The following is an 18,411-nucleotide window of genomic DNA, read 5'->3' on the forward strand; positions in this document are numbered from 1 at the left end:
GACGAAAGTGATTATGAGGAATTGGATAAAGGTAATTCCGCTGGGGATCATCCTTGTGGTTTTATCAGCATGTGGAAATGGGGCAGAGAGTGTTGTCTCTGATTATGAAGAGGCAGTTTTGAATGATGATTATGAAACATTGCAGGAGATCCTGAGTGATGAGGATGTCCAGGTGACAGAAGACGAGGCAGTGGGGCATGTTAAACTTGTTAAAGAGGAATATTCTGAAGAATCTTTGAGAAGGGCGCTTGAAAACATGACTGAATCCGTAGGAGATGCTGACGGTGATTCAGAGTCGGATCTTCGCGGGGAAGGCGGCTCGATTGTTACTCTTGAAAAAGAGGATGGAGAAACTGCGATGGAAGTAGAAAGACATGAAATTTTCGCCGACCTTCAGTATGCTTCTTTTACATATACCTTTGATGGAGAGCAATATACAATCGGTTCTTCGGAAGAAGAAACGACGTTGCTTGATAATTTCATCCCCGGGATTTATGAAATTGATGGCGAAGGTGAGATGAATGGTGAGACATTCGATATGACTTTGCCCGTCAATTTTAGTGGTAGTTCCCAAAAAACAGTGACAGCTGTTGATGACATGGGAATTCTTTATACAAATATAGCCAGTTATCAAGGTCTGGAAAACCTGAAGGTATACGCTAATGGCAAAGATGTGACAAATCTCGAATTTGAGCGTGGCGGATATGGCCCGATTAATGCGAAAGAGCCTGTTGAAGTGTATGCTGAAGGCGAAATCGAAGGCCAGGTCATCCAGACGGATAAAGTTGAAGTTGGCCCGCGTAAGGAAAATGAAAGAACTATACGGACGGATCTTGAATTTGATCATGATGAGATAGAGAAGATACAGGATGAAGCGAGGGAAAAGGAACAGACTGCAAGAGACAGTGAGTACGCAAAAGAGGAGACGGAAGAACAAATTTCTGAGTTCTACGATAAATTCGAAGAATCATTCAATGCCGATTCTGAAATGAACCAGACGAGTTCTCTCAGGTTCAGTTTCTCCGAAACGTCTGTTCCGGACAATGTCCTGGAAGTTGTGAGACCGGCGCTTGAAACCGAAACAGAGTATGAAATCGAAGTCGGTGATATTGAACTTACAGAGCATAAAGAAAACAATTCCGAACTGATTTATGAAGTGGATGTTAACATCAAAGAAGACGGATCCGACAATAAACAGACCCACACGATCACTTATAGTGATGAAAGCGGACTTTATCGTATCTCCGACATAAAATTAAAGTGATTATTACACGTTATCACTGTTATTCATGCACACATTTAGGGTAGAATTATAGTAATGTATAAAAATAATAACTGGAGGTGTTTTAAATGAATGAACAAAGCACGCACGGTTTTGACAAGTCCATGGTCCTCGTCTCGTTCATATTATCCGCATTTACTGCAGTCGTCGGTCCGTTAATTCTCTGGGTACTTAAAAAAGATGAAGACCCGGCTACAGCTGAAGCGCTCAGACACGTTGTGAATTTCGGTCTTTCCTATACGATCTATATGTTCATAGCGTGGCTGACTTCGTTCATCCTCATCGGTCTGATCATCGGCCCGATTATCACGATCGCATTTTATATTTTCCTGATCCTGGGGGCTGTAAAAGCGAACAATGGTGAGATGTACAAGCCGCCGTTCACTTTAGACATCATTAAATAGATTATTTTCATTTACCCTGCGGCCATTATCAGTCGCAGGGCTTATTTTATTTATGGAGACGGTAACAAAGCGGTCCTAAAGGTTTAAAGTGTTCCGCATTTAATGTATAATATAGACGTAATTGGAATACTGTACTAGACTTTGACTATTATTTAGAATTATTATAAACTAGTATAGTAAAATGTTATCCAAAAATATCTGTTGGAGGGTTATAAATGGCTTCTGTTCTAGAAATCAAAGATCTATATGTCGAAATAGACGGCAAAGAAATTTTAAAGGGTGTTGACCTCACTCTAAAACAAGGTGAGATCCATGCGGTCATGGGACCAAACGGTACTGGTAAATCCACACTTGCTCAAGCGATCATGGGTCATCCGAGATACGAAGTGACAAGCGGCGAGGTACTTCTCGATGGAGAAAGTGTACTTGATATGGAAGTTGACGAGCGCGCACAGGCTGGTCTTTTCCTCGGCATGCAGTACCCATCAGAAATTTCCGGAGTGACAAACTCAGATTTCCTTCGTTCTGCAATTAATGCACAGCGCGAAGAGGGCGATGAAATTAATTTAATGCAGTTCATCAAAAAATTGGATAAAAACATGAACTACCTTGAAATGGACCTCGATATGTCCACACGTTACCTCAACGAAGGATTCTCCGGCGGTGAAAAGAAACGCAACGAAATTCTTCAGCTCATGATGATTCAGCCTAAATTCGGTATTCTCGATGAAATCGACTCCGGTCTTGACATCGACGCATTGAAAGTTGTTTCCAAAGGAATCAACGAACTGCGCGGAGATGACTTTGGCGCGCTTATCATCACTCACTACCAACGCCTGCTGAACTACATCACACCTGATTATGTTCATGTCATGATGCAGGGACGCATTGTTAAATCCGGTGGTGAAGAGCTTTCCAGACGTCTTGAGAGCGAAGGTTACGACTGGATCAAGGAAGAGCTTGGCATCGATGACGAAACTATTGCCGTGGACGCTGAATAAGACAGGAGGATGACAATGGCTACTGATGTAAATGAATTTTTGATCAATGCTGATGAGGTTATCTCCAGAGCGACTGAACGCGGAGAGTCCGAACTTATGATCAGCAAGAAAAAAGAAGCACTCGATAAAATTGAAAGTCTTGAAATGCCTAAGCCTGACAAGACTAAGCTCAATAGATGGGACTTCTTCACTGCTACGCAACCGGTGACTGACAGTTCCGTTTACGGCAGCCTGGAAGAACTTCCTGAAGCTGTAAAAGATCTGCTGGATATGGAGCAAACTGAAAATATTTACGTACAGCACAACAACACGCCTGCTTTCCTTAAAGTTTCTGATGATCTTTTGGATAAAGGCGTAATCATAGAAAACATCATTGAAGCGAGCGCAAACCATCCAGAACTCGTTGAACAATACTTCATGACTGATGGTGTGAAAATTGATGAGCATAAGCTTGCCGCATACCACACAGCAATGCTGAACGGCGGACTTTTCGTCTATGTTCCGAAAAATGTACAGATTGAAAACCCTGTACAGATGGTTCTGCTCCATGACGATGAAAAAGCGTCATTGTTCAACCACGTACTGATTGTGGCGGATGAAGGTTCCGAACTGACTTATGTTGAGAACTACCTGTCCGGCATTGACAGGTCCGACGAACAGGTAAACATCATTTCCGAAGTGATCGCCAAAGATAACGCAAAAGTAAAATACGGTGCGGTGGACTTCCTTGCAGAAGGATTGACAGGTTATATCAACCGCCGCGGCATTACCGGAAGAGATGCTGATATCGACTGGGCACTCGGATTGATGAATGACTCCAACGTCATTTATGACAACACAACTTATCTGATGGGCGACAACTCCGAGTCAGATCTTAAGATTGTTGTTGTCGGACGCGGAGAACAGAAATTGAACTTCACTTCCCAGATCATCCATTACGGTAAAGATTCAAATGGACATATCCTGAAGCATGGTGTGATGAAGGACAGTGCGTCAAGTATCTTTAACGGTGTCGGATATATCAAGCACGGCGCAACACGTTCTGATGCACAGCAGGAATCACGCGTATTGATGCTCAGCGAAAAAGCACGCGGTGATGCGAATCCGATTCTTCTGATTGATGAAGATGATGTAACGGCAGGACACGCAGCTTCAGTTGGACGTGTGGATCCGCTTCAGCTGTTCTATCTGATGAGCCGCGGTATTTCAAAGAAAGAAGCGGAAAGACTTGTCATCCACGGGTTCCTCGATCCGGTAGTAAGAGCACTGCCGATTGAATCTGTGAAAAATCAGCTCAGAGAAGTCATAGAGATGAAAGTTCTTTCAAAATAAGTTTTAAAGGGGTTTTCCCGCATGAATGCAATTGATATCAGAAAGGATTTCCCAATCCTTGACCAGAAGGTAAACGGGAAAGACCTCATATACTTTGACACTTCTGCAACAAGCCAGACACCGGCAAGAGTCATCGAAGCAATGAATGATTACTACCGCGAGTACAACTCGAACGTACACCGCGGGGTACACACACTTGGAACAAGAGCGACAGATGGTTATGAAAAGACGCGTATGAAAGTTAAGAACTTCATCAATGCTAAAAGATATGAGGAAATAGTATTCACGCGGGGAACCACTGCAGCAATCAACCTGGTGGCACGCAGTTTCGGTGATATGGTTGTCGAAGCGGACGATGAGATTGTGGTAACTGAAATGGAGCACCATGCAAACATCGTCCCGTGGCAGCAGCTTGCAAAACGCACAGGTGCAAAACTTACGTTCATACCGATGGAAGCGGATGGTACAATCACTCTTGAGAGTGTTGAGTCCGTTGTCTCGGAACGTACGAAGATTGTTGCGATCACACATGTATCCAACGTTCTGGGTACAATCAATGACATCAAAGAAATCGCAAAAATAGCGCATAGCAACGACGCATATATCTCTGTTGACGGGGCTCAGGCTGTTCCGCATATGTCAGTGGATGTACAGGACCTGGATGTCGACTTTTACGCATTCAGCGGACATAAGATGCTGGGGCCTACAGGCATCGGTGTACTCTATGGCAAAAGCGGACTGCTTGATAAAATGGAGCCCATCGAATACGGTGGAGATATGATAGACTTCGTAGAGCTGAGAGAATCCACCTGGACGGACCTTCCCGTGAAGTTTGAAGCGGGGACTCCGATGATTGCTGAAGCAATCGGTCTTTCGGCAGCAATAGACTACATCGAAGAGATTGGTCCGGAAGCAATTTTGGACTATGAGCAGGAACTGGTAAACTATGCATATGACCGCATGAGCGAAGTTGAGGGAATTGAGATATACGGACCTAAGGAACGCGCCGGACTGATTACATTCAACTTGAATGATGTCCATCCGCACGACCTTGCGACAGCACTCGATTCCGAAGGCATCGCAGTCCGTGCAGGCCATCACTGCGCGCAGCCTTTGATGAAATGGCTTAACGTTTCATCAACAGCAAGAGCCAGCTTTTATGTATATAACACCAAAGAAGAAATAGACGGATTTATAGAAAGTCTCAAACGTACGAAGGAGTTTTTCTCTTATGAATTTTAACAATCTGGATCAGCTCTACCGCTCAGTTATTATGGATCACTACAAAAACCCCCGCAATAAAGGGCTGATTGAAGATGGTACTCTGACTGTAGATATGAACAACCCGACTTGCGGTGATAGAATCAGACTCACATTGAATGTGGAGGATGATATTGTTGAAGATGTTAAGTTCGAAGGGGAAGGGTGCTCCATTTCTATGGCCAGTGCATCTATGATGACAGAAGCGATTACTGGTCAAAAAGTCGAAAAAGCCCTGAATATGGGGGATGAGTTCAGTAAGATGATGCTGGGCGAGGATTATGATATTACCGACGACATGGGTGATATCGAAGCGTTGGCCGGAGTGAATCAATTCCCTGCACGCATCAAGTGCGCTACATTAACATGGAAGGCACTTGAAAAAGGCGTGAAGGAACCCGGCGACGAATAATAAGAAGGAGTGATTGATATGGCTAAAAAAGCACCAGAAGTCGAAGATTACAAATATGGTTTCCATGATGAAGACGTATCGATTTTCCGTTCTGACCGCGGTTTGACAGAAGATATTGTGCGCGAAATTTCCAATATGAAAGAGGAGCCCCAGTGGATGCTGGACTACCGTCTCAAATCCCTGGAGCATTTCTATAAAATGCCAATGCCACTATGGGGAGGAGACCTCTCAGAACTGGACTTTGATGAAATTACGTACTACGTAAAACCATCAGAGATGGCAGAACGTTCCTGGGATGAGGTGCCGGAGGAAATCAAACGTACGTTTGATAAATTGGGTATCCCTGAAGCGGAACAAAAATATCTTTCAGGTGTTTCTGCACAGTACGAATCCGAAGTTGTTTATCACAACATGGAGCAGGACCTTGAAGACCAGGGCGTAATCTTTAAAGATACAGACTCTGCACTTCGTGAAAACGAAGAACTGTTCAGAGAACACTGGGCAACAGTGATCCCGGCAACGGACAACAAATTCTCTGCACTTAACTCTGCAGTATGGTCCGGCGGTTCATTCATCTACTGCCCGCCGGGTGTAAAACTGGAAACGCCGCTGCAGGCGTACTTCCGTATCAACTCAGAAAACATGGGACAGTTCGAACGTACACTCATCATCTGTGATGAAGGTTCAAGCGTTCACTATGTAGAGGGTTGTACAGCTCCGGTTTATACAACAAACTCACTGCACTCAGCAGTTGTTGAAATCATTGTTAAAAAAGATGCATACTGCCGTTACACTACAATCCAGAACTGGGCAAACAACGTTTATAACCTTGTTACAAAACGTACGTTTGTAGAAGCAAACGGTACGATGGAGTGGGTCGATGGTAACCTCGGTTCCAAGCTGACTATGAAGTATCCATCCGTATTCCTGAAAGGTGAAGGGGCACGTGGTATGACACTGTCCATCGCTCTTGCAGGTAAAGGACAGCATCAGGATGCCGGTGCGAAAATGATTCACCTGGCTCCGAATACTTCATCTACAATCGTATCCAAATCCATTTCTAAAAATGGTGGTAAAGTATCTTACCGTGGACAGGTTCACTTTGGCAGAAAAGCTGAAGGCGCACGTTCCAACATCGAATGTGACACGCTGATCATGGATAACGAATCCACTTCAGATACAATTCCTTACAATGAGATCTTGAATGACAATATCTCACTTGAACACGAAGCGAAAGTTTCGAAAGTATCCGAAGAACAGCTCTTCTATCTGATGAGCCGTGGACTTGGTGAAGAAGAAGCGACAGAAATGATCGTTATGGGCTTCATCGAACCGTTCACAAAAGAACTTCCAATGGAATATGCGGTGGAAATGAACCGTCTGATCTCCTTCGAAATGGAAGGTTCCATCGGTTAATATATTTTTTAGAAACCTTATCACACTCCGGTGTGGTAAGGTTTTTTATTGTGCTTTTGAATAATAAAAAGACCTTTTCAATGAAAAGGTCTTAAATGCCATCAATGCACAATCGGTGACGTCAGTATGATCATTGTTATGGATAATATCACCAGATAGATGATGGAATAACGTAAATTCGTCTGTGCCCATTTCTTCACATCTATTTGCTTAAGACCTCTCGCCACGAGAATAATCCAGCCGATGGTCATGGATAACGCAATGATAAGGAAAATCCCTCCCAAAGCGTCCATCAGTATGAATGGGAAAGGCAGCAATGCAATAGTATAAATCAGCATCTGACGGATTGTCGTCTTTACACCGGACACGACCGGGAGCATCGGTACGCCTGCACGCGTGTAATCCTCCAATCTCTTGATTGCGATTGCGAGTGTATGGGGCACCTGCCAGATGAATAGTACATAGAATAAGGTGATTGGAACGATGTGGTTTGCCGGAGCGATGACCGCCCAACCGATCAGCGGCGTGAATGCCCCTGATATACTGCCTATGATCGTATTGATTGTATATTTGCGTTTGCTCCAGAAAGTATAAAGCACAACGTAGAAAAACCAGCCTGAAAATGAATAGATGAAAGCTTCAAATGTTGTGAACAGCATCATGATCATCCCGATAAGAGAAGTAATGATTCCCGCCCATAAAACAGACCGAAGGGGAAAAGCACCTGTCACGGTCGGCCTCTGCCGGGTGCGGTCCATTGCTTTATCTATATCGGCTTCATACCAGTTATTGAGTATCAGTGCACCGGAAATAACGATTGTGCTGCCGATCATCGTCAAAAGAAAAAGTCCCAGATGGTCCGAGAAACGTTCTCCGTTAAAGTAAAGTGCCAGCCAGTAGGCTGTAAAAACCGGCAGAACATTTGCTGCAAGGACTTTTCCTTTCAGCAAATATTTGATATTAATTAAAAATCCAAGAAAACGGGAAGTGCTTTCCCCTGAATTCCCGGATGAAGATCCAGTTGGTAATTGTCCATTTTTCAAAAGTATTCCCTCACTAGCATTCCATTAATGAAACAGACGTTAAAAAAGTCTCATCCTCCATTATAACAGTATGCTTTTGATACAGGAATGGATATTTTGTGTCAGCAGCCCTATGCTGCAGATGTGGTATGGACATGGGCAGAATGAAAATGTATAATTAGTTAGGTACCCTAACTAATTAATTAAAGGTGTGATGAGATTGAATTCCCGCAAAAAATTTTTCTATGCGTTCACTTCTGCTTACAGGCCCTATATCAATCGGCTGGACCGTGAACTGGCACCGTTTAATCTATTCAGTTCCCAGTGGAGAATCATGATCTATCTGAAGGAAAACGGCCCGCACACAATCAGTGAGATTGCCGGAGAAAGCAATGTTGAAAAACCGACAACCACCCGGCTGGTCCAGAAATTGCATGAATCCGGATATGTGAAATCGGTGCAGGGAGAGGATAAAAGAGTGCGGATGATCGAATTAACTCCCCGGGGACATGCAGTATATAAAGAAGTAAGAGAAAAACTTGATGTGTTCTACAGTTATCTTCTTGATGATATGGGTGATGAGGAACAGAAGCAGCTTACGGAATTAATGAATAGAATATCGAAAAGAATAAAAGAATATTAAGGATGATCAGAATTGACTGTAACGAGTAAAGAAAAATTATGGACTAAAGATTTTATTTTCACTTCGATCGTAAATTTTGCATTGATGCTTTCGATGTATCTGCTGCTGGTCACCATGGCGACATACTCGATACAGGAGTATGATGCTTCCGTCAGTACAGCCGGACTGATTGCGAGTATTTTTGTCATCGGCTCCCTGGTCGGCAGATTGTTCGGCGGCAGACAGATTGCCAAAGCCGGCAGTAAAAAGATTCTGCTTACTGGGACAATACTCGTATTGATTTTTACCGCCTTATATTTCATCCCTGCCGGAATCTATCCATTGATGCTGCTGCGTTTCCTGCATGGTGTGGGGCTGGGGCTTGCTACGACTGCAACAGGAACAATTGTAGCCCAGGTTATTCCGCCGAGCAGAAATGGTGAAGGCATCGGTTATTTCAGCATGAGTGTCGTAATGGCAACAGCCATCGGCCCGCTGGTCGGGGTTATGCTGGTGGCTCAGGCCGGGTTTAACAGTATATTCATCTTCTCATTGGTGATGGCAGTGATCAGTCTGATACTCAGCCTGGTTTTAAAGGCGCCTGAAGTAAAAGCGCCTGAGGATGCTGAAGAGAAAAAAGGATTCAGGCTCACTGATTTCTATGAACGCCGCGCAGTACCCGTATCCATTGCGATGTTTGTTCTCGCTTTTGCATATTCGGGCATATTATCATTCATCACCGGCTATGCGGCTGTAATCAATTTAATTGAAGCGGGCAGCTTCTTCTTCCTGGCATATGCTGTCGCAATTCTTATATCCCGTCCGTTCACGGGACCCTTAATGGACCGCAGGGGCGCGAATATCGTCGTCTATCCCGGATTGATAGTATTTGCGGTTGGCATGTTCATGCTCAGTCAGGCGAGTACAGGCTGGGTCTTCCTGCTCACTGCAGTCCTCATCGGATTCGGGTATGGCAACTTCCAATCCATCACGCAGGCACTGGCGATTAAAGTGACACCGCCGCATCGTATGGGGCTGGCAAACTCCACATACTTCATTGCACTGGATTTGGGACTTGGCATCGGGCCGTTCATACTTGGTTACATCGTCCCGATATCCGGATACCGGGGGATGTATATGGCACTTGTATTCGTCATCCTCACAGGCATCGTCGTTTACCATTTCATGCACGGCAGAAAAGATAAAGAAATTACAAATGATGAAGCGCAATAGCTTAAAGGTCTTTACCACATTCAGTTGTGGTAAAGATTTTTTAATGCCTGTATTCATAACCGATTGGAGGAAATGGTAAGTGAGAAGGTTTCTGTTTCCATACCCGCTGTTGGCAACACGTGGAGACAGAGGGGATATAAGCAGTCACCGTTTACTATTCATGATGCGGACACTCAATATGGCTCTACTTGTGTGATTCATAAATGTATCTTCTTCTGATAAAAAAGAAACAAAAGGGTGCTTCATGTTTCGCATGAAATTTTAAAGGGTATTTTATATGAAACCTGAATTTATGTGTTTAAAGTGTACCGCTTCGCAAATACACGATTACGAAGAGGAGGAAGCACGAATATGCCTGTAGTCAAAGATATTAAAAAGATTAAATCGAAACAGGATGATATCGGTGTCCTGACCCTGTATTTGAATACCGACGTCACAAACCGCAACCAGTCCAACGGAGAATGGAAAATCCATCTGAAAAACGAGATGAAGGCACTGAAAGAGCAGGTGAAGAACAGGGAGAATCCCGAGGAATTGAAAGCATTGAAAAAACTTCTGGATGAGGCCGAGACGGAAATTTATGCACGCCAGAAGGAAATGCAGAGGGGATACCTCCTGATTGCTTCTGCTGATGGTGAACTCTGGAGAGAACGGATTCTCCAGGTGCCCGTAACCACTTCACTGCAGTGGGATAATACTGCCCAGACCCAACAGCTGGAAGAACTGGAACAGAGATTTCCTGATACTGCCATCATCGTCGTCCAGCAGGCAGATGTAATATTTATAGAAACAGCACTGGGGATGATCCGGGATGAAAAATACTTCAGCTGGGATTTGGAGAGACAAAGCTGGCTGGATTACGAGAAAGCATCCCCGCCTGCTGAAAGAGGCACCGGCAAAGATGAATTCCAGAGACGGTTTAGTGAAAATCAGCAGCGTTGGTATAAAGACCTTGCCCCGAGACTGTCAAAAGAAATCAAAGACCGTAAACTAAGCGGTGCTTATCTCGTCGGCAGCAAAAAATCCGTCGGGGAACTTGAAACGTATATGAACGAGGCACATCTCAAAGGCACTATTTCAAAAAATCTTGGTTCGATGTCGAGTCATGAAATCCTGAAAGAAGTATATGACACACTGATTTAACAGATAAAAACACCACTACCACACCAATGCTTTTAAAGTACTGGTGTGGTTTCATTTGTTGTAGTTGAATTATAATGATTTCGAAAGGGGCATCAATGATGATAGAAGGGAAAACTATAGAGCAGTGGAAAGAGGAATTTCCGCTGATTGGACAAATGACTGAATATGAAGAAGTATTATGGACGAATGATAAAGCAACCGAGGCAGAGAATGTTTTGGATAAACTCCAGTTAAGTGAAAGTGATGTGCTTGAGGCGGAGGCGCGTCTGAAAAGATTTGCCCCCTACATTGCATATGTCTTCACTGAAACGACAGATAATGCAGGCATCATCGAATCACCGCTCACTGAGACGTCCGAGATGAAATCTGCACTCGAAACACTGTACAAAGAGCCTGTCAGTGGAGATTTATATGTTAAAGAAGATAACAGACTGGCGATTTCCGGTTCCATCAAAGCCCGCGGCGGCATTTATGAAGTGCTGAAAAGAGCGGAGGATCTGGCAGCAGAAGCAGGGATGATTACTGAAGAGGATGATTATAAAAAATTTGCCAGTGATGAATTCAATGACTTTTTTTCGCAGTATTCCATCGTATGCGGATCCACAGGGAACCTGGGACTGAGCATAGGCATCATGAGCGCGGAACTCGGATTCAACGTCACGATCCATATGTCGGATGATGCACGGGCCTGGAAGAAGGAAATGCTGCGTGCCAAAGGGGTCAATGTCGTCGAACACAGTGACGACTACAGCAAGGCAGTGGAGCAGGGACGCAATGAAAGTATGCATGATCCAAAAAGCTATTTCGTCGATGATGAGAACTCGCATACTTTATTCCTCGGCTATGCAGTGGCGGCCGTGCGGCTTAAAGCCCAGCTGCAGGACGAAAATATCACCGTTGACCGGGAGCATCCATTGAATGTGTACCTTCCATGCGGTGTCGGCGGCGGCCCCGGCGGCATCGCATTCGGTCTGAAAGTGATTTTCGGCGATAATGTGCGCTGTTATTTTGCAGAACCCACGCATTCACCGTGCATGCTGCTCGGCATGATGACGGGGCGTCATGATAATTTATCCGTGCAGGAGTTCGGAATGGATAATAAAACAGCTGCGGATGGCCTTGCGGTGGGCAGAGCATCCGGATTTGTAGGCAACCTGCTGGAGAAACTGATTGCAGGCATCTACACAGTCAGTGATGAAAATCTGTTTAAACTGCTCGCCGTCATTTACGACAGTGAACAGATTAAACTTGAACCTTCTGCATCCGCAGGACTCATCGGACCGGCCGTTGTGCCGGACACGGGTGACAACACGACACACATCGCATGGAGCACCGGCGGAGATATGGTGCCGGATGAAGTATGGCAGGAATATTATGAAACAGGAAAAAATCTGCTGTAACAGTAATGACACCCCCCGATCAATGATCGGGGGGTGTTATAATTTAAGTATTATTAAAAGTTGAAGTACGGGTTAGGCGATGGATAATATCCATTTTGCAGATTTTCGATGGATAGACCGTAGTCCATCTGCAGATGTGGATAGTCGACAAAACCTTCCCAGTCTCCGCCCCATGTAAATCCGAGCTCCTTGGCAATTGCTGCGACTTCAAACCAATCTGATTTACTGTTACCATTTCCATCATATTCGACATCCCAGATGACTTCACCGTTTCTCAGTTCCAGAGCATAGTCTACAGCCAGGCCGTAGTTATGATATGATTCTCCGCCTTTTGCATAAGTAACAATATTTCCGGGTTTCGATCTTCCCTGGTCATAAAGCGCGTTCTGCTCTTCAAAGGAACGGAAGCCATCTGTAATACGAATCAGGATACCTTTCTCAGCAGCTCTCTGTTTCAGAATTTCAACATTTTCCTTAACCGCTGGATGTAGGTCTTCAGGCAGAGATTCCTGATGTGCTTCATTCGCTGAGGCTGTATTCGAATGTGCACTCAAAAATATTAAGGATGGTGCAACGGTAAATACAAAAAGTGCTGCTGACAAAGATTTAATTGTGTTTTTCATGGATAGTAATGTCTCTCCTTTGTAATTTTGATAAAAAATGGTACGGGGCAACGTTAACATTTTGTCCAAATATTTGCACTTTAATTCAGGGCCGGAATGTCGGTTTAATCCTATGTTAATCATAATGAAAACTCAGTGTAATAATTATGGTAAATTTTATGAAATAATATTTACATATTAAATATCAGTTTACTATTTATGTAAAACAGGGATATCTTCCCGGCTTAAGGCGGAATAAGTGATTCTCCCCCTCATTTTGCTGATATCATTTATAATGAAAGAGAATATTCAAATATCGAGGAGGAGAGCGAATACATTATACAGAATTGGAGACCCCGGCATTATTAATCGAAAAGACGGTTATGGAAAATAATATTAAGGATATGCAGAATACAGCAGATAAGAACAAGGTGTCGCTCCGGCCGCATACCAAGACGCATAAGATGTCCACGCTTGCCAGAATGCAGACAGAAGCAGGAGCCTCCGGCATCACTGTTGCTAAAGTGGGGGAAGCGGAGGTGATGGCGTCTGAGGGCCTCGGCAATATATTCATCGCCAATGAAATCGTGGGGGAACAGAAGCTGGCAAGAATCCGCAAGCTTGCGGAGACGATTGATATATCATTCGGCATCGACAGCATCTACCAGGTGCAAGAGATAGAAAGCGTTTTTGAAGGTGCGGATAAAAAAGCGCAGGTGCTCGTGGAAATCGAAGTCGGCGAGAAACGCTCCGGTGTAATTGAAGAAGCTTATTATAAAGCATTGCTGGAAGCGGTGGTAGAGTGTAAAAATCTGCACTTCATAGGCGTGTTTTCCCATGACGGCCATACGTATAAAGCGGAAACGGCTGATGAATGCAAAGCGCTGTATGAGGAAGCGGCTAAACGGACGATCCATTTTGCAGAACTCGCCTCTGAGACGGGTCTTGAAGCGGAGACAGTCAGCATCGGCTCTACGCCGCCCTTTATTCTCAATTTTGAAATACCGGAAGGGGTGACTGAAATCCGCCCGGGAACCTACATTCTGATGGATGCGGGACAGTCGAATGTCATTGGCCATTTCGACCGTGCTGCTGCGACTGTACTGACAACCATCATCAGCAAGCCGACCCGTGAGCGTGTGATTACGGATGTCGGGGCGAAGGGAATCACGATGCAGTCGAGATCAAAAGGGATTACAGCAACTGAGGGACTCGGCCGGATCAGGGGGTTTGACGGTGTCCATATCGACAGTGTGTTTGATGAGCATGCGATCATCTATAATGAAGCGTTCAGCAATGCGGTTGAAATCGGGGATAAGGTGCGGATCATTCCAAATCATATCTGTCCGGTGGCCAATCTGCATGAAACGGCATATCTGATCGACAACGATGAAGTGGTGGAAGCGATCGATATCGACTGCAGGGGGAAACTTAAATAATGGAACAGATATTTGAAGCCGGCAATTTAAAATAGAACGGCCGCTACGCACTTGCGACGGTCCATAACGATACAGTGTATGTATCGGGGCCATTTGCTTTCGATCCAAAGCCCCGGGAGAAAAAATTCGGGCCGATCGAGGAAGAGACGCGCCAGGCGCTTAGAAATGTGGAAAGCAATGTAAATGAGGCGGGGAGCAGCAAAGGTGAAATCCTGCGCATGACGCTGTATATTCCGGATGCGGAATTATGGGACACGGTGGACGGGGTCTATAAGGAATTCTTCGGGGATCGTAAACCTGTCCGCACTTGTCGTATCGAAAAAAGAATTACATTTTGGATTTAAGGACTGATGAATGATGGAACACTATAAATGCAACAGCTGTGGCAACACTTATGAAGTGACACTTTCCAGATGGAAATGTGACTGCGGCGGGATGCTCGATCTTGAGTATGAACGCGGAAAAATAAACCCGTCCGGCTGGCCGGAATATCCGAATTCGATGTTCAGATATTCGGAAGCCATGCCGTTTGATGAAGCTGTTTGGAAACAGGTGACGATGGGTGAGGGCCGGACCCCGCTCATCGTGCTGGATGATGATGCAGATACTTATGTAAAAGTGGATTACATGATGCCGACGCTGTCCTTCAAAGACCGCGGGGCGGCAGTGCTTATGGCAAAGGCGAAACAGCTCGGGGCGAAAAAGATCATCGCCGACAGCAGCGGGAACGCCGGAACCGCAATCGCCGCATATGCGGCACGCTGTAATATCGCGTGCGATATATATTTGAGTGATGCGACATCCCCCAAAAAAGTGGCCCAGGTGAGAGCCCACGGTGCCGGCATCAGACAGATCAACGGCACGCGGGAAGACATTGCAGCCGCCGCCCAGCAGGCGGTGGAAGATGAAAATGCGTTTTACGCAAGCCATGTGTATAATCCTTATTTTTATGAGGGCACCAAGACCTATGCCTTTGAAATCTTCGACGAGCTGGGGAAAGCCCCCGATACGCTGATCGTTCCTGTCGGCAACGGGACTTTATTACTCGGTGCGTATTACGGGTTCAAGGAGCTGCGCAACAGCGGTCTGATCGACGGAATCCCTAAAATCATTGCGGTCCAGGCTGCCAACTGTGCGCCGATTGCGCAGGCATTCGGCAGCGGTGCGGCGGTGGCGGAGCCGGTGGAAAATACCGGCACACTTGCAGAAGGCATCGCGATTGCCGCTCCTGCACGATCCAGACAGATATTGGAAGCGGTCCGGGCAACCGGCGGCGAATTCATTTCGATCGCAGAGGATGAGATCGCGTCTGCCCGGGATATGATGAGTAAAAAAGGATTTTACGTCGAAGTGACGACTGCTGCAAATTACGCTGCCTGCTTAAAATACGACAAAAAACCTGATGAAACACTCATCATTCCGTTATGCGGTGCGGGGATAAAATCTAAATAGCCGGATGATTTTCATTCTGCGCCTATTGTGAATTTACCGGCATGAGTTGTGCTCTGGACTTTGTTGTGACTATAATTGGTAAATAGAAATGAGAGTCGGAGGAATTTATTTTATGGAACCTAAGACATTAAAATCAGGAAACGGCAATCTTTGGAAAGGGCGGCGTCCCATCAAGGGGAAAATTTACCTGACGGAAAAGACGCTGCATCATGTGCCGGATTTTTCAGCGTTCCACCGGGCGGAAAGAGTGGTCGTTCTGGAAGAAATCGAGCGTGTCGACATTGGGAAAACAATGGCATACGGCTTCATTCCGCTGCCGAATGAAATTGCTGTGACTTTAAAGAGCGGTGAAGTTTTGAAATATATCGTCAACGGCAGGAAGAGATGGAAGATGGCGATTGAAAAAGCGGCGGGGAACGCTGCAGATAAACACGGTGATACCGTTTAAATAGGCCAGTCTGAAAAAGGGGCGTTAAAAATGGATGAACAGAATACTTTAAGTTTTAAAGGGATGGGAATGCTCCTGAGAGCCGTTGCGGTTGTCTCTTCGAGTGTGGCGACAGTCATTTCGACATGGCTGCCTCTGATGTTTTTTTATGATTTTTCTGCGGTCAGACTGATGCTGCTGCTGGTATTGCTTGTTACCGGCGCATTTCTGATACATGGCGCGCTGACCCACGTTTTCAACGATATTACCGATTTTGAATCCGGAACAGACCAGCACAGCCCGGCTTTATTATCAGGCGGCAGCAGAGTCATCCAGACCGGCGTCATGTCGCCCGCACTGCTGAAAAAGATCGGTCTGACACTTTCTTCGGTCCTTGCGGTGCTCGCCGTTATATTTGCGGCGGTGGAACAATACGCACTCTCGGTACTTTTAGTGGTGGGTATCTGGGGGGCGGCGACGTATTCTCTGAAGCCGTTCAGATTTGCATACAGACCGCTGCTCGGGGAGTGGCTGAGTTTATTCCCGTCTATGCTGCTGCTGGGTCTGGCCGCACCCTGGCTGATGCTGGAAACCATACCGCTGTGGGGTTGGCAGAATGCTTTGATCAATGCGCTGTGGTGCATGGCGTGGGTGATGGTCCATCATATCCCCGATCTGGAAGCGGACCGTCAGGCGGTTCCGGTCAAACGGACGAGTGTCGTATGGTCGGTGGATAAATTCGGGAGTGCAGGTGCCCGGTATCCGGTCCTTTTATATCTTGCGATTGCCGGATTGATCGGACTGTGGATGCTGCCCAGCCGTCCCGCGGCGGCCATCGGTGTGATTGCTGTCCTGTCATATAGTATTTTCCTGATTATGAAAATGGACAGTAAAGATGCGGAAGAAGTGACCAATATCGAGAAGAAGCTGCTGCTTTCGGCAATGGCAACCGCGGTATGGGTCGGCATATTCATATGATTATAAAAGAACAGCCTTCATCATGAAGGCTGCTCTTTTTTCTCTTTGCGGCCAACTGAAATATAGACCGCAATTCCGAGGATGATGATAATTCCGATAATCTGGTAGATGCCCATGCTGACGTTCAGCCATATGACGGAGCTGAGTACTGCGGAGGCCGGTTCGATGATGCCGAGAATCCCCGCTTCTTTCGAGGACAAATGTTTCAGGCTGCTGATGTACAGAAGGAATGCGAGTGTCGTCCCGAGCAATACAGACAGGAGCAATACGAGCGTAAGTTCGACTGTCCAGTCGAAACTGAAATCAAAATCCCACAGAGGGTGAATGAAGTTCATCGCAACCCCGCCGATCAGCATCGATCCGCCAACCAGCTGCAGAGGATGCAGCCGGTAGAGGAGTTTTTGGGCATGCAGTGTATAGTATGCCAGGGCAACCCCTGAAATCAACCCCCATATGAGTGCAGGCGGGGAGACAATCATTTCGCTTAAATTGCCATCTGTTGCAAGCAGCACGACCCCGGCGATCATGCCGACGATGATGACACCGTCGACCCAGGACCATCTGGAGTACTTGCGGATAACGAGCCAGAGAATGATGTAGATCGGCCCCGTATACTGGAGGACCGTTGCAATGGCCGCATTTCCGTGGCCAATTGCGGCCATGAAGGAATACTGGACCATCGTCATGCCTAAAAGGCTGTAGATGAAAAGCATCGCGAGTGTTTTTCTGTCCATTCTGACCGGCTGCTGTTTTCTGGAGAAAACCGCGTAGGCCCCGAGCAGAATAATCCCGCTCAAGGTCAGCCGGAAAGTGACGTACCAGTCGACTGTCACAGGTGTATTTCTGAATATGTAGTCTGCGGCAGTTCCCCCGACCCCCCATAGAGCAGCCCCGATAATAACGAAAATCAATCCCTGGATATGTTTGGAATCTTGATGCATGCAGCAGTCACTCCCTTCAGTCATTATCCAAATGATAGAATAGAA

At 45.8% G+C, this 18,411-nt stretch carries 18 protein-coding genes and 1 pseudogene; 16 read left to right on the forward strand and 3 right to left on the reverse strand.

The annotated features are described in order from the left end of the window. Window positions 1-13 precede the first annotated feature (13 nt). The 7 genes from ACKRAT_RS02575 to sufB all read left to right on the forward strand — a co-directional run bounded on the left by ACKRAT_RS02575 (window position 14) and on the right by sufB (window position 7,107). Window positions 14-1,264 (forward strand): TcaA 3rd/4th domain-containing protein, encoded by a 1,251-nt coding sequence (locus tag ACKRAT_RS02575; RefSeq protein WP_411843546.1) that lies wholly within the window; start codon window positions 14-16, stop codon window positions 1,262-1,264. An 86-nt stretch (window positions 1,265-1,350) separates the two neighbouring features. Further along, window positions 1,351-1,686: a DUF4870 domain-containing protein gene (locus tag ACKRAT_RS02580; protein WP_411843547.1), complete on the forward strand. Its 336-nt coding sequence runs from the start codon at window positions 1,351-1,353 to the stop codon at window positions 1,684-1,686. Window positions 1,687-1,901: 215 nt separating this feature from the next. Next, entirely contained in the window at window positions 1,902-2,687 is a 786-nt protein-coding gene (gene sufC, locus ACKRAT_RS02585; protein ID WP_411843548.1) for a Fe-S cluster assembly ATPase SufC, read from the forward strand. A 15-nt stretch (window positions 2,688-2,702) separates the two neighbouring features. Next, window positions 2,703-4,019 carry a Fe-S cluster assembly protein SufD gene (gene sufD, locus ACKRAT_RS02590; RefSeq protein WP_411843549.1) on the forward strand — a complete coding sequence of 439 codons (1,317 nt, stop codon included), beginning with the start codon at window positions 2,703-2,705 and terminating at the stop codon, window positions 4,017-4,019. A gap of 21 nt (window positions 4,020-4,040) precedes the next feature. Continuing rightward, window positions 4,041-5,261: a cysteine desulfurase gene (locus tag ACKRAT_RS02595; protein ID WP_411843550.1), complete on the forward strand. Its 1,221-nt coding sequence runs from the start codon at window positions 4,041-4,043 to the stop codon at window positions 5,259-5,261. Further along, entirely contained in the window at window positions 5,251-5,691 is a 441-nt protein-coding gene (gene sufU / locus ACKRAT_RS02600) for a Fe-S cluster assembly sulfur transfer protein SufU (RefSeq protein ID WP_411843551.1), read from the forward strand. Before ACKRAT_RS02595 ends, sufU begins: the two co-directional genes overlap by 11 nt. Before the next feature lie 18 nt (window positions 5,692-5,709). Next, the gene (gene sufB / locus ACKRAT_RS02605) at window positions 5,710-7,107 is read left to right on the forward strand and encodes a Fe-S cluster assembly protein SufB (protein WP_411843552.1); all 1,398 of its coding nucleotides are present in this window, start codon (window positions 5,710-5,712) and stop codon (window positions 7,105-7,107) included. Window positions 7,108-7,208: 101 nt separating this feature from the next. Here the strand turns inward: sufB and cyoE are convergent, their stop codons facing one another. After that, entirely contained in the window at window positions 7,209-8,150 is a 942-nt protein-coding gene (gene cyoE / locus ACKRAT_RS02610) for a heme o synthase (RefSeq protein ID WP_411843553.1), read from the reverse strand. A 199-nt stretch (window positions 8,151-8,349) separates the two neighbouring features. Here cyoE and ACKRAT_RS02615 point away from each other — a divergent pair, with 199 nt between their 5' ends. The 4 genes from ACKRAT_RS02615 to ACKRAT_RS02630 all read left to right on the forward strand — a co-directional run bounded on the left by ACKRAT_RS02615 (window position 8,350) and on the right by ACKRAT_RS02630 (window position 12,527). Then, the gene (locus ACKRAT_RS02615) at window positions 8,350-8,772 is read left to right on the forward strand and encodes a MarR family winged helix-turn-helix transcriptional regulator (RefSeq protein ID WP_411843554.1); all 423 of its coding nucleotides are present in this window, start codon (window positions 8,350-8,352) and stop codon (window positions 8,770-8,772) included. Between the two features lie 12 nt (window positions 8,773-8,784). After that, window positions 8,785-9,984, forward strand: a complete 1,200-nt coding sequence (locus tag ACKRAT_RS02620) for an MFS transporter (protein WP_411843555.1) — start codon at window positions 8,785-8,787, stop codon at window positions 9,982-9,984. A gap of 351 nt (window positions 9,985-10,335) precedes the next feature. Beyond that, on the forward strand, window positions 10,336-11,127 hold the full coding sequence (locus ACKRAT_RS02625) for a VLRF1 family aeRF1-type release factor (RefSeq protein WP_411843556.1): 792 nt from the start codon (window positions 10,336-10,338) through the stop codon (window positions 11,125-11,127). A gap of 98 nt (window positions 11,128-11,225) precedes the next feature. Further along, window positions 11,226-12,527: a D-serine ammonia-lyase gene (locus tag ACKRAT_RS02630; RefSeq protein ID WP_411843557.1), complete on the forward strand. Its 1,302-nt coding sequence runs from the start codon at window positions 11,226-11,228 to the stop codon at window positions 12,525-12,527. Between the two features lie 53 nt (window positions 12,528-12,580). On the opposite strand, the gene ACKRAT_RS02635 is transcribed toward ACKRAT_RS02630, so the two are convergent. Continuing rightward, window positions 12,581-13,150, reverse strand: coding sequence for a M15 family metallopeptidase (locus ACKRAT_RS02635; RefSeq protein ID WP_411843558.1), 570 nt, complete (start codon window positions 13,148-13,150; stop codon window positions 12,581-12,583). A 311-nt stretch (window positions 13,151-13,461) separates the two neighbouring features. Between ACKRAT_RS02635 and ACKRAT_RS02640 the strand changes: the two genes are divergently transcribed. The 5 genes and pseudogenes from ACKRAT_RS02640 to ACKRAT_RS02660 all read left to right on the forward strand — a co-directional run bounded on the left by ACKRAT_RS02640 (window position 13,462) and on the right by ACKRAT_RS02660 (window position 17,425). Beyond that, window positions 13,462-14,568, forward strand: a complete 1,107-nt coding sequence (locus ACKRAT_RS02640; RefSeq protein WP_411844397.1) for an alanine racemase — start codon at window positions 13,462-13,464, stop codon at window positions 14,566-14,568. Next, window positions 14,568-14,919: pseudogene (locus ACKRAT_RS02645) on the forward strand (RidA family protein). Before ACKRAT_RS02640 ends, ACKRAT_RS02645 begins: the two are co-directional and overlap by 1 nt. A gap of 6 nt (window positions 14,920-14,925) precedes the next feature. Then, window positions 14,926-16,020, forward strand: a complete 1,095-nt coding sequence (locus tag ACKRAT_RS02650; protein WP_411844398.1) for a threonine synthase — start codon at window positions 14,926-14,928, stop codon at window positions 16,018-16,020. A 112-nt stretch (window positions 16,021-16,132) separates the two neighbouring features. Next, the gene (locus tag ACKRAT_RS02655; protein WP_411843559.1) at window positions 16,133-16,468 is read left to right on the forward strand and encodes a hypothetical protein; all 336 of its coding nucleotides are present in this window, start codon (window positions 16,133-16,135) and stop codon (window positions 16,466-16,468) included. 30 nt (window positions 16,469-16,498) lie between these two features. Further along, window positions 16,499-17,425: a prenyltransferase gene (locus ACKRAT_RS02660; protein ID WP_411843560.1), complete on the forward strand. Its 927-nt coding sequence runs from the start codon at window positions 16,499-16,501 to the stop codon at window positions 17,423-17,425. Between the two features lie 20 nt (window positions 17,426-17,445). Here ACKRAT_RS02660 and ACKRAT_RS02665 read toward each other — a convergent pair whose 3' ends face one another. Further along, entirely contained in the window at window positions 17,446-18,366 is a 921-nt protein-coding gene (locus ACKRAT_RS02665; protein ID WP_411843561.1) for an EamA family transporter, read from the reverse strand. Between the last annotated feature and the right edge of the window lie 45 nt (window positions 18,367-18,411).

Source organism: Salinicoccus sp. HZC-1, assembly GCF_046736035.1.
Classification (GTDB): Bacteria; Bacillota; Bacilli; order Staphylococcales; family Salinicoccaceae; genus Salinicoccus.

Bases quoted from the DNA above. Each gene is read 5' to 3' on its own strand.
- ACKRAT_RS02575 (WP_411843546.1), top strand. From the start codon at position 14: ATGAGGAATTGGATAAAGGTAATTCCGCTGGGGATCATCCTTGTGGTT.
- ACKRAT_RS02580 (WP_411843547.1), top strand. From the start codon at position 1,351: ATGAATGAACAAAGCACGCACGGTTTTGACAAGTCCATGGTCCTCGTC.
- sufC (WP_411843548.1), top strand. From the start codon at position 1,902: ATGGCTTCTGTTCTAGAAATCAAAGATCTATATGTCGAAATAGACGGC.
- sufD (WP_411843549.1), top strand. From the start codon at position 2,703: ATGGCTACTGATGTAAATGAATTTTTGATCAATGCTGATGAGGTTATC.
- ACKRAT_RS02595 (WP_411843550.1), top strand. From the start codon at position 4,041: ATGAATGCAATTGATATCAGAAAGGATTTCCCAATCCTTGACCAGAAG.
- sufU (WP_411843551.1), top strand. From the start codon at position 5,251: ATGAATTTTAACAATCTGGATCAGCTCTACCGCTCAGTTATTATGGAT.
- sufB (WP_411843552.1), top strand. From the start codon at position 5,710: ATGGCTAAAAAAGCACCAGAAGTCGAAGATTACAAATATGGTTTCCAT.
- ACKRAT_RS02625 (WP_411843556.1), top strand. From the start codon at position 10,336: ATGCCTGTAGTCAAAGATATTAAAAAGATTAAATCGAAACAGGATGAT.
- ACKRAT_RS02630 (WP_411843557.1), top strand. From the start codon at position 11,226: ATGATAGAAGGGAAAACTATAGAGCAGTGGAAAGAGGAATTTCCGCTG.
- ACKRAT_RS02635 (WP_411843558.1), bottom strand. From the start codon at position 13,150: ATGAAAAACACAATTAAATCTTTGTCAGCAGCACTTTTTGTATTTACC.
- ACKRAT_RS02650 (WP_411844398.1), top strand. From the start codon at position 14,926: ATGGAACACTATAAATGCAACAGCTGTGGCAACACTTATGAAGTGACA.
- ACKRAT_RS02655 (WP_411843559.1), top strand. From the start codon at position 16,133: ATGGAACCTAAGACATTAAAATCAGGAAACGGCAATCTTTGGAAAGGG.
- ACKRAT_RS02660 (WP_411843560.1), top strand. From the start codon at position 16,499: ATGGATGAACAGAATACTTTAAGTTTTAAAGGGATGGGAATGCTCCTG.
- ACKRAT_RS02665 (WP_411843561.1), bottom strand. From the start codon at position 18,366: ATGCATCAAGATTCCAAACATATCCAGGGATTGATTTTCGTTATTATC.